Annotated in this window: 10 protein-coding genes; 5 read left to right on the top strand and 5 right to left on the bottom strand. The window is 67.6% G+C overall.

From position 1 onward, the window contains the following. Positions 1–21: 21 nt before the first annotated feature. Positions 22–540 (bottom strand): J domain-containing protein, encoded by a 519-nt coding sequence (locus tag F0U60_RS33560; RefSeq protein WP_395806111.1) that lies wholly within the window; start codon positions 538–540, stop codon positions 22–24. Positions 541–702: 162 nt separating this feature from the next. On the opposite strand from F0U60_RS33560, the gene proC reads away from it, so the two are divergent. The 5 genes from proC to F0U60_RS33585 all read left to right on the top strand — a co-directional run bounded on the left by proC (position 703) and on the right by F0U60_RS33585 (position 4,337). Beyond that, positions 703–1,530: a pyrroline-5-carboxylate reductase gene (proC, locus tag F0U60_RS33565; protein WP_395806113.1), complete on the top strand. Its 828-nt coding sequence runs from the start codon at positions 703–705 to the stop codon at positions 1,528–1,530. A 21-nt stretch (positions 1,531–1,551) separates the two neighbouring features. After that, a complete protein-coding gene (locus F0U60_RS33570) occupies positions 1,552–2,079 on the top strand; it encodes a DivIVA domain-containing protein (protein ID WP_203405966.1) in 528 nt (175 codons plus the stop codon). A 3-nt stretch (positions 2,080–2,082) separates the two neighbouring features. Continuing rightward, positions 2,083–2,382: a DUF167 domain-containing protein gene (locus tag F0U60_RS33575; RefSeq protein ID WP_395806116.1), complete on the top strand. Its 300-nt coding sequence runs from the start codon at positions 2,083–2,085 to the stop codon at positions 2,380–2,382. 7 nt (positions 2,383–2,389) lie between these two features. Beyond that, entirely contained in the window at positions 2,390–3,586 is a 1,197-nt protein-coding gene (locus F0U60_RS33580) for a peptidase MA family metallohydrolase (protein WP_395806118.1), read from the top strand. A 268-nt stretch (positions 3,587–3,854) separates the two neighbouring features. Continuing rightward, the gene (locus F0U60_RS33585; protein WP_395806120.1) at positions 3,855–4,337 is read left to right on the top strand and encodes a hypothetical protein; all 483 of its coding nucleotides are present in this window, start codon (positions 3,855–3,857) and stop codon (positions 4,335–4,337) included. 253 nt (positions 4,338–4,590) lie between these two features. Here F0U60_RS33585 and polA read toward each other — a convergent pair whose 3' ends face one another. From polA to F0U60_RS33605, 4 genes are all read right to left on the bottom strand, one after another. Continuing rightward, positions 4,591–7,278 (bottom strand): DNA polymerase I, encoded by a 2,688-nt coding sequence (gene polA, locus F0U60_RS33590; RefSeq protein ID WP_395806122.1) that lies wholly within the window; start codon positions 7,276–7,278, stop codon positions 4,591–4,593. Positions 7,279–7,367: 89 nt separating this feature from the next. Further along, complete coding sequence (locus F0U60_RS33595) at positions 7,368–9,629, bottom strand: FHA domain-containing protein (protein WP_395806124.1); 2,262 nt, start codon at positions 9,627–9,629, stop codon at positions 7,368–7,370. 6 nt (positions 9,630–9,635) lie between these two features. Further along, positions 9,636–11,411, bottom strand: coding sequence for an ATPase, T2SS/T4P/T4SS family (locus F0U60_RS33600; RefSeq protein WP_395806126.1), 1,776 nt, complete (start codon positions 11,409–11,411; stop codon positions 9,636–9,638). A 129-nt stretch (positions 11,412–11,540) separates the two neighbouring features. Beyond that, positions 11,541–12,989: a pilus assembly protein N-terminal domain-containing protein gene (locus tag F0U60_RS33605; protein WP_395806128.1), complete on the bottom strand. Its 1,449-nt coding sequence runs from the start codon at positions 12,987–12,989 to the stop codon at positions 11,541–11,543. Between the last annotated feature and the right edge of the window lie 22 nt (positions 12,990–13,011).

A 13,011-nucleotide genomic window follows, 5' to 3' on the forward strand; every position in this document is an offset into this window, starting at 1 on the left:
ACGGGCGAAGCACCCGCCGGACTACCGGCTTCGCGCCGGCAGCACCGAGGTCTCGCGCGTCGCCGAGCCCGCCTCCAGCGCCTCGATCCGCTTGCGCTGGCGGTGGCGGAGGATCTTCTCGTACGCCACGTTCAGCTCGCGCATCTTCGCCTCCGAGCCTCCCCGGTCCGGGTGCCGCTCCAGCGCCAGCTCACGGAAGCGCGCCCGCACCACCTCGGGCGAATCCAACGGCGATACTCCCAGCACCCGATATGGATCCTGCTCGTCGATCGCCGCCAGCCAGGCCTCCAGCCGGTCCTTCACCGCGATGAAGCGCTCGTCCGACTCGGACTTCTCCTTCACCGGGTGCGTCCGCATCTTCGCGTCCGCCTTGAAGACCTCGGTATAGGTGCTCGACACCCAACGGTGACACGAGCCGCACCGGAAGTACTTGACCCGTGGCCCCGCGTGGCCGGTCATCCGCACACCACAGTGGGTGCACTCGACCTCCACGTTCTCGAGGGTCCGCCAGTTCCAGTTCGTCGCAGCCGCCGCGCTCATGGGTTGCTCCCGACCTCTCTCCGCTCAGGCGCTACAGGCCCGTAGCGGGTGTCAAGGTCCCACGATCCGATCTCCCGTCAAGAAATTGTCGACCCGACGTTCGGAGCAAATCCCCCTCACACGGACCGTCCGGGCGGCTCCATTTCACGGTAAATCAAGAGGATGCTCGAACGGACCATCGCATTCCTCGGCGCCGGCAACATGGCCGAGGCGCTCATCAAGGGGCTGCTGCGCGCCGGCACCGCGCGGCCCGAATCCCTCATCGCCACCGGACGCCGCTCGGAGCGGCTGGAGACCCTGCAGCGGACGTACGGGGTGCGCACCACCCTGGACAACCTGGCCGCCGTGCGCGAGGCGGACGTGGTGGTGCTCTCCGTCAAGCCGCAGGCGCTGGACAAGGTCCTCGTCCAGGTGGCCCCCGAGGTGGATCCGCACAAGCTGATCATCTCCGTGGCGGCGGGTGTGCCCATCGCGGCCATGGAGCGGCGGCTGGGCGCCGGGGCCCGCATCATCCGCACCATGCCCAACACCCCCTCCCTGGTGGGCGCGGGCGCCTGCGCCCTGTCCCGGGGCGAGCACGCCAGCGAGGAGGACCTGGCCGTCGCCACTCGCATCTTCCAGTCCGTGGGCACCACCACCGTGGTGGACGAGAACCTGCTGGACGCCGTCACCGGCCTGTCCGGTAGCGGCCCCGCCTACATCTTCCTCATCATCGAGGCGCTCTCGGACGCGGGCGTGAAGGTGGGACTCCCCCGCTACACCGCGCTCAAGCTGGCCGCCCAGACGGTGTTGGGCAGTGCACAACTGCTCATTGAAACGGGCTCCCACCCCGGCCAACTCAAGGACCAGGTGACGAGTCCAGGCGGCACGGCGATCGCTGGCTTGCACACCCTGGAGGCAGGCGGGCTGCGCACCACCCTCATCAACGCCGTGGAGGCCGCCACCCGCCGAGCCCGGGAGCTGGGGGACCAGTTCCTGGAGAAGTCCTAGCTCTGTCCTATACTGGGGTGCATGAAAATCACCCCGCTCGACATCCGGCAGAAGCGCTTCGAGACGGCCCTGCGCGGCTTCTCGAAGCGCGAGGTGGAAGCCTTCCTGGAGCTCATCGCCGGTGAGTTCGAGGAGGTGGTGAAGGAGAACATCTCCCTGAAGGAGGAGCTCAAGCGCACCCAGCTCAAGCTGGAGCAGCACCTGGAGCGCGAGCGCACCCTGCAGGAGACGATGGTCACCGCCCAGCGCATCAGCGAGGACATGAAGGCCGCCGCCAAGAAGGAGGCGGAGATCATCCTCGCGGACGCCGAGCATCAGGCAGAGAAGATCGTCCACGGCGCGCACCAGCGGCTGGTGCAAGTGGTCGAGGACATCAACGAGCTCAAGCGTCAGCGCGCCCAGTTCGAGTCCCAGGTGAAGTCCGTGGTGGAGGCGCACCAGAAGCTGCTGGAGACGTTCAGCGGCCGCACCTTCGCCGACAAGGACTACGCGCGCGTTGAGGACAACGTGGCCTACCTCACGCAGAAGAAGGCCCAGAACGCCGAGTAGCCCGTGGCCGCCTCCTGGTTCAAGGAAGTCCCCGGCGCGGTGGAGCTGGCCGTGCTGGTGCAACCCCGAGCCTCGCGCACCCGCGTGGTGGGCGAGCACGATGGAATGCTGAAGCTCCAGCTCGCCGCCCCACCCGTGGACGGGGAGGCCAACGCGGCCCTGCTCGAGTTCCTGGCGAAACAGCTCGGAGTACCGAAGCGGCAGGTGACACTGGTCGCGGGTGACGCCTCGCGTCGAAAACGGGTACGTGTCGAGGGACTTGGCGCCGCGGCGGTCGAGGCTGTTATGTCTCTGGGCACGTGAGGCCCCCATGCGCCACCTGCTGCTGCTCCTGACGCTGTTGCTGGCACCCATCTCAGAGGCGCAGGAGGTCATTGGCCCTCGTCCGGAAGCGGGCCATGCCAACGGGGGCGTGGAGCCCGCCATGGTGCCCACGCCCCGGCCGTCGGTGGTGGTGGGCGAGCTCTCCACGCCGCGCTTCCGCATCCTCTACACCGCGAGGGCCGAGGGCTCCGCGCGCCAGCTCTCCACCAACATTGAGTCCATCCGCGACGCCTTCGTGGGCGTGCTGGGGCGGGACTGGCCCGGCGTGACGGAGTTGCGCGTGGGCGTGGGTCGCGAGGAGTTCGAGGCGCTGGCGCTGCCCGGGGGCGCGCCTCCGGGCTGGGCGGTGGCGCTGGCCTACCCCACGCATCGCATTGTCCTGCTCAACGCGCTGACACTGGCGGGGCCCGAGGGCATGGTGACGCTGCGCCATGAGCTGGCGCACGTGGCGCTGGGACAGCTCGCCAGCAACTGGCCGCGCTGGTTCCAGGAGGGCCTGGCGCAGAACCTCACCGGAGAGAATTACTCCATGACGCACTACGCGGCGCTCTTCCGCGCGGTGACGCAGGAGAAGGTGTTCCGCTTCGAGCACCTGCACGACGCGTGGCCGGACATTCCCTCGGACGTGGAGATCGCCTACGCGCAGAGCGCGGCCTTCGTGGCGTGGCTGTCGGCGCGGCACGGGCCGGAGGGCATGGGCCGGCTGGTGGACGAGGTGGCCACGGGTCAGCCCTTCGAGCAGGCCTTCGGCAAGGCCTTCCGCTCGTCGCTGTGGGTGGAGGAGCTGGCGTGGCGTGACGGCCTGGCCGCGCGCTATGGCTGGCTGCCACTGACGACAAGCTCCTCGCTGGTGTGGCTGGGTGCCACCGGGCTGGTGGTCGCGGCGTACCTGCGGCGGCGCAAGCAGAAGGAAGCGCGGTTCGCGGAAATGGAAGCGCAGGAGGCCTTGGAGGAGGAGGCGATGCGCGCGACGCTCGAAGCGGAGCTCGCCCAGCAACACCTGCTGGTGCCGCCTCCGGTGCCTCCTTCTCCCGAAGCGGCGAAGCTCGCCGAGCCTTCGGACCGATCCGAGCCCTCGGACTCGGTCGCCTCCGAGTGGCACGAGCCGCCTTCTCCGCACGGTCCGGAATTCGAGGACGAAGAGCAAACGCTGCCACGTCCGCCCAAGCCGACGGTGCATTGAGCCAAGGGTCACGCGCTACCCGTAGGTGGGAAAAGACCTGCCCACTGAGGCGAACGTGTCACCCACTCCGCGCTCAATTCATCGAGCTGCTCGAAAAATCTACAGCACTTCTGAGAACCTCGTTTCGGGGTGCTGAGCCAAACGGCTGAATTCACTGTCCGTCCATTTCGCGTGAGCGTTGGCAAGGCACTTGCTCAAGACGGCGCCACGAGAGCGGAGGGCAGAGGCAATGACGGAACGTGCGCGACGTGGAGCAGGAGTAGCGAGGGTGTTCGCGGGGCAGCCCGAGCGCCTCGCTGCGGCATGGCGCCGGGTGCGCTTCGCCGAGGCCCGCAAGGACGGGACGCCTCCGTGCAACCAGTTGGACAGCGTGGTGGAGCCCTTTGTCCGGGAGATTGGCCGGAACCTGGAAGGCAAGGACGGCAGCCCGTGGAGCCGGACGCGCGCGGTGCTGCGGCTGGCGCCGAGGCGGGGGGCGCGCGCTCTCCACGAGGAGTTCGCCGCGCTGCGCCGCTGCCTGGTGGATGCCGTGGAGACGCTCGGCGGAGGGGACGCGGAGCGGGCGGTGGTGAACCAGGCGGTGGACGAGGCCGCGGACTCGGCGGTGGCGATGATGGAGCGCTTAGGCAATCCCATCGCGCCCCGGCCTCGGGTGCCGTTCGCGGGCCTGGTGGTGCAGTTCTTCGACAAGTCCCGAATCGCGGCGCGCGAGAAACCCGCTACGGGGAGCACTCGGGTGGCGGTTCATTGAGTTGAGGGGGGTGCCGACCCGTCCGGCTTGACGCCGCCCAGTCACTGGGAGGCGTCCGAGGGCCGGGCGGTTGAAGGGGGCGCGCTGGCGGGCTCATGGGGGGCCCGAGGCGCGAAACGGGGGCGCGATCCCGTACGGGGGTGCGGTGAGCGCGCAAGGAGTGGCCGCTTGTGGAGGCCGCGTGTACGGGGGTTCACGCGAGCCGCCTTGACGGCCGGACGGGTCGGCGTTGTTTTCCGGGCGGGCGCGTACGTCAGTGCGCGTCCGCCCATGTCTTTCCAGCCCCCACTTCCACCTTGAGGGGCACCTTGAGCTGCATCACGGCGTTCATGCACCGCCGCGACAGCTCCTTCACGGCCTCCACCTCGGCCTCCGGCGCCTCGAAGAGCAGTTCGTCGTGCACCTGCAGCAGCATCCGCGTGCGCAGGCCCTGCTTCTCCAGCTCCGCGTCCACCGCCAGCATCGCCTTCTTGATGAGGTCCGCCGCCGTGCCCTGGATGGGCATGTTGATGGCGGCGCGCTCGGCGGCCTGCACCACCTGGCGGTTCTTCGCGTTCAGGTCGCCCATGGGCCGGCGCCGCCCGAAGAGCGTCTCCACGTAGCCCTTCTCCTTCGCCACCCGCACCGTCTCGTCGAGGTAGCGCTTGATGCCGGCGTAGCGGGTGAAGTAGCGCTCGATGATGTCGCGCGCCTCCTCCTCGGGGATGTTGAGGCGCGTGGACAGGCCGTAGGAGCTCAGGCCGTAGGCGATGCCGAAGTTGACCGTCTTGGCCACCCGGCGCTGATCCCGCGTCACCTGCTCCTGCGCCACGCCGAAGATCTCCGCCGCGGTGCGGCTGTGGATGTCCTCGTCCCGAGCAAAGGCGTCGATGAGGACCGGATCCTCGGCGATGTGCGCCAGCAGCCGCAGCTCGATCTGGCTGTAGTCGGCGGAGACGAGCTGGTGGCCCTCCTCGGCGATGAAGGCACGGCGGATCTCCATGCCCAGCTCCGTGCGGATGGGAATGTTCTGCAGGTTGGGATCGGACGAGGACAGCCGGCCGGTGGCGGTGGCCGCCTGGTGGAAGGTGGTGTGGAGGCGTCCGTCCTTGGCCACCAGCTCCGGCAGCGTGTCCAGGTAGGTGCTCTTGAGCTTGGAGAGCGAGCGGTACTCGATGATGGCGCGCGGTAGCGGGTGCACCTCGGCGAGCTTCTCGAGCACCTCCTGGTCCGTGGAGGGGCCCGTCTTGCCGCGCTTGAGCACGGGCAGCTCCAGCTTCTTGTAGAGCACCTCCGCGAGCTGCGGGTTGGAGCCCACGTTGAACTCGGTGCCCGCGAGCTGATGGATCTCCTTCACCTTCGCCTCGCAGTCGGCGCCCACCTTCTCCGAAATCTCCCGGAGCACCTTCACGTCCACCTTCACACCGCGCGACTCCATGCACGCCAGCAGCGGCACCAGCGGCAACTCCAGCTCGCGCGCGAGCTTCGTCAGGCCCAACGGCTCCAGCTCTCGCCACAGCCCCGGAGCCAGCCGCCGCGCCACATCCGCCCGGGCCGCGTACGCCACGGAGATTTCCTGGGGCGAGAGATCCTTCAGCGGGCGCGCCTTGCGGCCGGTGGTGGTCGGCAGCTCGGGCAGGTCCACCTGGAGCCGCTCACGGGCGAGGAACTCCAGGCTGTGGTCGCGCCGCGAGGCGTCCAGCAGGTAGCTGAGCAGCTCGACATCGTCCTCCCCTCCCCTGAGCTGGATGCCCTCGCGGTTGAGCAGCAGCCAGAGGGCCTTGAGGTCATGTCCGCCCTTCTTCACCTTCGCGTCCTCGAGCACCCCCTGGAGGGCCTTCTTGAAGTCCGCGGGCCGCACCTGCTCCACACCGAGCCCCTCGTGGGCCAATGGCACGTAGCGCGTGGAGCCATCCTTCAGCGCCACCCCGAGTCCCACCAACGCCGCGGCGAAGGGCAGGCCCTCGTACGCGGGGATGAGCGTCACCTCTCCGGCCTCGCGCACCGCGGTGGCCAGCGCCTGGAGTGACTCCTTCGTGGTGACGAGCTCCGTCTCCGTCGTCAGCTTCGCGGTCTCTCGGGTGGGCTCCTTGGCCGGCAGCTCGCGCAGGAGCGCGGAGAACTCCAGCTCGGTGAAGAGCTGCCGGAGCTGCTCCTCATGCGGGGGCTGGCGCTTCAGGTCCTCAATGGAGACACCCAGCTCGAGGTCCGTGCGGAACGTCACCAGGTCGCGCGCGCGCAGCAGGCTCTCGCGGTGGGCCCCAATGGCCTCGCGCATCTTGGGCTTCTTCACCTCGGAGAGCCGCTCGAGCAGCGTGTCCACGCCGCCAAACTGGTTCAGCAGCTCCACCGCCGTCTTGGGGCCGATGCCCGGCACCTTGGGGACGTTGTCCACCGCGTCGCCGATCAGCGCCAGGTAGTCGCGCATCTGCTTGGGCTCGATGCCCAGCCGCTCCTTCACCTCCGCGGGAGTGGTGTAGCGCTCGTTCTGCGGATCGTAGAGGTGCACGTCCTCGTCCACGATCTGCACGAAGTCCTTGTCGCCGGTGACCACCAGGACGCAGAAGCCCTCGGCCTTGGCTCGCTTGGACAGGGTGCCGATGACGTCATCCGCCTCCCACCCGGCGACCTCCAGCACGGGGAGGTTGAGGCCCTCCACGACCTTGCGGATGTAGGGGAACTGCTGGGCCAGGTCCTCCGGCGTCTCCTTCCGGTTGGCCTTGTAGTTGGGGTCGATCTTCTGGCGCTCGGCGCGGCTCTCCTTGTCGAAGGCGAGCGCGACGTGGGTGGGATTCAGCTCCTTGAGCGCCTTGAGCACCTGCCGGGTGAAGCCCAGGGTGGCGTTGGTGGGCACACCCTGGCGGGTCGTCAGGGGAGGAATCGCGTGATAGGCGCGGAAGATGAAGCTGGAGGCGTCGATCAGGACGAGGCGGGGCGCGCCGCTCGAAGGGCTCGGGACCATAGGTCTCCGGCCTTAACCGAGCCCCCGCCCCCTGTCCATGCCATGCCGCGCCCCGGAAGCAACCCGTCAACGCTCCGGGGCGCCCGGGCTCAGCAGCCGTTGTCCTTCTTCTTCGCCTCCACCTTCTCTTCGAGCCCGTCACCCTTCACAGCGAAGTCCAACACGGCATTCAGATCCTCACAGGTCTCGGCCGTCTTGAAGGTCCTCAGACCGAGCGTCGAGCACCGACCCACCTGCGAGTTGAGATCCGTGTTCCCCGCGTAGAAGCGGAAGCCCAGCTTCCAGATGCGGCAGGCCCGGCGCGCGTCCCCGCGCTCCTGCCAGTACTTGCCCCGGGTAATGGCCTTGGAGGCCATGTCCTGCTGAATATTGCGCCGGAAGAAGGACGGTCGGGACTCAGCCTGGTCGGCCATCAGCCGCTTGTCCACGTCCAGCGCCTCCAGCAGCGGCTCGGAAGCCTTCTCCACGTCCTCGTTTTGCAGGTAGCCCTGGCCGGTCTTGTAGAGCTGATCCACGTTGCCCACGTCGCGCAGCAGCTCGTCCGTCTGGCCGTGGTACTGGGCCAGCTCATAATTGGAGCGCAGCTTCTGCAGGGTGACGTACGCCTCGGTTCCGCGCCCGGCCCAGTAGTCCACCATCGCCGCGACCATGAACTTGTTGGGGAAGCGCTGCTTGAAGACGTCCTCCACCAGCTTCTTTGGATCCGGCGCCGCCTCGTCCTCGAAGAAGATGTCCGACACCGGGCAGCGCCAGGGCACGACGTTGGGGTCCAACCGCTTCCGGGCGATGAGGAAGTCCAGGTAGAGCTTGTCCTTGGGCCGCCACTCGGTGCGCCCCAGCCGTTTGTTCCGGTCGAGCACCAGGGTGAAGCCGATGGGCGGCTCCAGATCCTCCCGGCTCATCTTCTGGCAGGCAAAGCCCATGTAGAGCTCGCACCGGGGCACCGCGGCGCTCCACTGCTGGTCGCGCAGGTAGCGCTTGCAGTCGTCCTCGGAGCGCTTCATCACCTTGGCCACCGCATCCTGCACCTTGGGCTTGGCGCGGCGGAAGTAGGAGCTGTCCTTGGGAATCCGCTTGAAGGCCTCCAGCGCCTCCTCTTCCTTGAGCCTTCCGAGCGCCTTCTGGCCCAGCATGAAGTCGTCGGCGGCCACCTTCTCCAGCTTGATGCGGCGCATGAGGCTGTTGGCCTCGGCATTGATGGGATCAATGTCCAACGCCTTCGTACAGGCCGCCTCGGCCTTCACCCAGTCCGGCTCGTTGCCCAGCTCCGTGGAGGAGTAGGAGCGGCATTTGCTGAGCGCCTCCTGCACCTGCTCCGCCGGGCTTGGAGGTGGAGGACCCTTCTTCACCTGAAGCGTGTCCTCGCCCTCGCCGGCGCTCCCACCACTCACATTCTTGACGATGCCCGCCGCGAGCAGCAGGCCGACCATGCTGGCGGCCACCACCAGCAACCGCTTGCGCGAGGCGGGGATCCCCCCTGCCGCGGGAGCCTCCGCGTCCTCGGCGGCCTCAGCGCTGGAGCCACGCCGCGAGGCCACCTCGGCCCGCCCACGGCGCACCGGCAGGTGGGAGGCCCCACCCAGACTCTCCACCACCACCTCCACCATGCCGAAGGTGATGACGTCTCCCGGCTGCAGCTCCACCGGCTGCGTGCCCATCGGCTCGCCATTCACCAGCGTGCCATTGGCGCTGCCCAGATCGCGCAGCACCGCGCCCTCGGGCGTCGCCTCCACCTCGGCGTGCTTGCGGCTCACCGAGTCGTCCTCGAGGAGCACCGTGGCGGGAGCCTGTCGGCCCACGAGGAGCTTGCCCTTCACGGGGAACTTCTGGTTGGCCCAGGGCCCGGTGAGGCCCTTGAGCACCAGGCCCTGCTCGCCCTCCTCCTCTCCTGCAGAGGGCGCTGGCCGAGGACGCTTGGCCAGTGCGGAGGGTCCTCCCGCGCCCGCCGGCCGCTTGACGGCAGGCATGGCCCGAGTGGCACGCGGGTTCTCACTCCCCAGCGGCTCCGGCGTCTCGCCCGCGGGCCTCGCCGGCCTGCGCTGTGCGGTGGAGGAACGGGCCGCTGGCGCCTTGAGCCGCAGCTCGTACTCACCCAGCAGCACCTGGGACCTGGGCGAGAGCACCACCACGTCGGTGATGCGCTCGCCGTCCACGAAGGTGCCGTTGGCGCTGCCCACGTCCTCCACCATCACCTTGCCGCCCTCCTCGTAGAAGCGGGAGTGGCGGCGCGACACACCGCCCTCGGCAAGGATCAGATCATTGGTGCCTTCCTGGCGGCCCACCTTCAGCTCACCAGAAAACTCGTGCTCGCTCTCGCTGCCGTCGGGGTGACGGACGACCAGGATGGGCATGGGGCGTCAGTCCTCGCGGAAGATGCTCATGTTGACGGGAATGCCCTTGCGCTGCAGGTCATCGTAGAACTTGGGCACGAAGCCACTCGCCACGAAGCGCCCGCGCACCTTCCCGTCGTCCGTGAAGCCTTCCTGCTTGTAATAGAAAATGTCCTGGAGGGTGACGATGTCCACCTCCATGCCGGCGATCTCGGTGATGAAGCAGATCTTCCGCGTCCCGTCCGAGAAGCGCGTCTGCTGCACGATGATGTGAACGGCGCTGGCGATCTGCTCGCGGATGGCCTTCACCGGCAGCTCCATGCCGCTCATCAGCACCATCGTCTCCAGCCGGGCGATGGCGTCGCGCGGCGTGTTGGCGTGCAGCGTGGTGAGCGAGCCGTCGTGGCCCGTGTTCATCGCCTGGAGCATGTCCAGCGTCTCACCGGCACGGCACTCGCCCACGACGATCCGGTCCGGCCGCATACGCAGGCAGTTCTTCACCAGATCGCGAATGGTGATGGCGCCCTTGCCTTCCAGGTTGGGCGGGCGGCTCTCCAGCTGCACCCAGTGCTCCTGCGGCAGCTGCAGCTCGGCCGCGTCCTCCACGGTGACGATGCGCTCGTCCTCGGGGATGAAGGAGCTGATGATGTTGAGCGTCGTCGTCTTGCCCGAGCCCGTACCGCCCGAGATGACGATGTTCTTGCGCGCCTTGACGCACATCTCCAGGAACTCGGCCATCTGCGCGGTGACGGTCTTGTACTTGATGAGATCCTGGATCTTCAGCGAGTCCTTCTTGAACTTGCGGATGGTGATGCAGGGGCCCTTGAGCGCCAGCGGCGGGATGATGGCGTTGACGCGGCTGCCGTCCTTGAGGCGCGCGTCCACCAGCGGGCTGGACTCGTCGATGCGCCGGCCGATGGGCGCCACGATTCGCTCGATGACGCCGAGCACCGCCTGGTTCGAGCTGAACGTCTTCTCGGACAGGACGAGCTTGCCCTTGCGCTCGATGTAGATCTGGTTGGCGTGGTTCACCATGATCTCGCTGATCTCATCCGACGCGAGGAACGCCTCGAGAGGCCCCAGGCCCAGCGCCTCGTTGATGACGTCGGTGAGCAGCTCCTCCCGGTCCACCTCGGACGGGAGCTCTCCATCCGCCTCCATCTGGTCGATGATGTCGCGGATGGCCTTCTCGGTGCGCCGCCACAGCTCGTCGTCGCCGAGCCGATCCATGTCCATGCGGCGCAGATCGAGATACTCGATGAGGCGGTCGTGGATCTCCTTCTGGAGCCGGGTATAGGCCTCCAGCCGAGGATCCACGCGCTTCTTGTTCTTCGCCAGCGCCGAGGCCATGGAGGCCGGCATGCGCGCATTGGCCGCGGGCTGAGGCGGAGGCTCGTCGTACGGCTCCTCCTCGTAGGCGCCGGCCTGCGCGCCTCCACCCTCGTCGTAGCCCTGCTCCTCCTCGTAGTACTCCTCCTCGGGAGGCGCCGTGCGCGTCATGGCCCCGGACTCCTCCAGGGGCTCCACGTTGATGATGTAGTCGCCGATGAAGATCTGATCGCTCGGCTTCACCACCTGCGGCCCGGCGATCTTCTTGCCATTCACGAAGGTGCCGTTCGTGGACTTCATGTCCACGACGATGAACTTGCCGTCCTTCGCGATGATCTTCGAGTGGTACTTGGAGACGTTGCCCTTGGCGAGGACGATGTCATTCCCAGCGAGGCGTCCGATGGTGATCTCGTTCTGTTCGAACTCAATCTGCTCGGTACCTCCGCCCTTCTCCTCGAGCGTGACGAGAAACATGACGCGGGATGCTACCAAGCACGCACGTCCCCTCAAAGAGGAGGCTCACAGCACTGAGGCCGGCACCCATCCCCGGGTGGGGGACGAGGCCGGCCTCAAAGCAGCCAGGCAACCGCGCGGGGGCGGCGCTCAGTCGAAGATGTTGAAGTTGACCTCGGAGCGGGCCTGCTTGTAGCGGCTCTTCACGTCCTCGATGATCGTCCGGATCTTGTCCGAGTCCGGGTTGACGATGCGGGGCGTCACGAAGATGACCAGCTCGCGCTTGGTGGAGTCGAAGGCGCGGCTCTTGAAGAGCTCGCCGACGATGGGGATGTGGCCCAGGCCCGGCAGCTTGGAGACAGCCTTCTGCTCGTCGTGGCTGAAGACACCCGACAGGACGATCGTCTCACCGTGACGCACGGTGACGTTCGTCTTCACCTTGCGGGAGCGGAAGCCGGGGATGGCCGCCGAGCCGCCGAAGGACACGGCCACCGAGGTGTCGATCTCGCTGGCCTCTGCCTCAATCTCCGTCTGGATGTTGCCGTTGCGGTCCGCGGTGGGGCGCAGGTTGAGGATGACACCGTAGGGCTTGTACTCCACCGAGAACTGGTTCTGGGTAATGAGGGGGATGGGCACCTCGCCACCCGCGAGGAACTCGGCCTTCTCACCGCTGGCGCACACCAGCTTGGGCTGGGCGAGCAGCCGGCCATAACCATCGTTGCCCTGGAAGCCCACGGAGAACTCCGAGCCACCGCTGAGCGTGAGGCCTCCCTGGCCCGAGCCGAAGGTGCCGGGGAACAGATCCTGCGCGATGGTGGCCGAGGCCGCCACGGTGCCGGTGATGTCCGTGGGGTATTTGATCCCGTAGCGGTCCCTCGAGTTGCGGCGGATCTCCACGAACTGCACCTCGGAGAGGATCATCCGCTTGATGCCGACGACGAGCAGGTTCTCCACCTTCTCGCCCACCGCCTTGACGATGAGCTCGGACTTCTGCAGGTCCTGCTGGCTCTCCACCGAGCCCTCCAGGAAGATGGTGGAGCCCACCACGTTCACCTGCACGTTGCGCAGGCCCGCCTTCTGGAAGGCCGCGGAGAGGTTCTGCGCCACCAGCTTCTTGGCGTTGGGCGCCACCTTCACGAAGCTCTTCACGTTCGGATAGAGCGCCACCACCTGCTCGATGCGCTCCGCATCCGCCGCGGTATAGGCCTGACCCTCCAGGTAGATGCGGTCACCCACCGTGCGCACGGTGACGCCTTCAATCTCTCCGAGCAGCTTCTTGAGCTCGGAGGAGACCTCACCCAGGTCCTGCTTGCGCACCGTGATGAGGTAGCTGACGCGCTGGCCGGAGCTCTTCCAGACCAGGAGCGTCGTCTTCCCCTCAGCCGTGCCGCTGATGAGGATCTGGTTGCTGGCAATGGCCTTCACCTCGGCAACGCTGGGATCTCCAATGGCGATCCGGGTGGTGCCGGGCACGGTGATCACCTTCTGGGTGCCCACGCCGAGATTGATGATGCTGCTGTCCTGGGCCCGTGCGGTGCTCGCCGCGAACAGGGCCAACAAGGCGCCGAGTGCGGCCACCTGCGTGAAGCGTCCAAGCATCGAGAGAGTCCCTTCGAGTCTC

Origin of the sequence: Archangium minus, assembly GCF_044360475.1 — a bacterium.
In the GTDB taxonomy this organism is placed as follows: Bacteria; Myxococcota; Myxococcia; order Myxococcales; family Myxococcaceae; genus Archangium; species Archangium minus.

Coding starts and splice junctions, on each gene's coding strand:
- F0U60_RS33560 (WP_395806111.1), bottom strand. CDS start 540: ATGAGCGCGGCGGCTGCGACGAACTGGAACTGGCGGACCCTCGAGAAC.
- proC (WP_395806113.1), top strand. CDS start 703: ATGCTCGAACGGACCATCGCATTCCTCGGCGCCGGCAACATGGCCGAG.
- F0U60_RS33570 (WP_203405966.1), top strand. CDS start 1,552: ATGAAAATCACCCCGCTCGACATCCGGCAGAAGCGCTTCGAGACGGCC.
- F0U60_RS33580 (WP_395806118.1), top strand. CDS start 2,390: ATGCGCCACCTGCTGCTGCTCCTGACGCTGTTGCTGGCACCCATCTCA.
- polA (WP_395806122.1), bottom strand. CDS start 7,278: ATGGTCCCGAGCCCTTCGAGCGGCGCGCCCCGCCTCGTCCTGATCGAC.
- F0U60_RS33595 (WP_395806124.1), bottom strand. CDS start 9,629: ATGCCCATCCTGGTCGTCCGTCACCCCGACGGCAGCGAGAGCGAGCAC.
- F0U60_RS33600 (WP_395806126.1), bottom strand. CDS start 11,411: ATGTTTCTCGTCACGCTCGAGGAGAAGGGCGGAGGTACCGAGCAGATT.
- F0U60_RS33605 (WP_395806128.1), bottom strand. CDS start 12,989: ATGCTTGGACGCTTCACGCAGGTGGCCGCACTCGGCGCCTTGTTGGCC.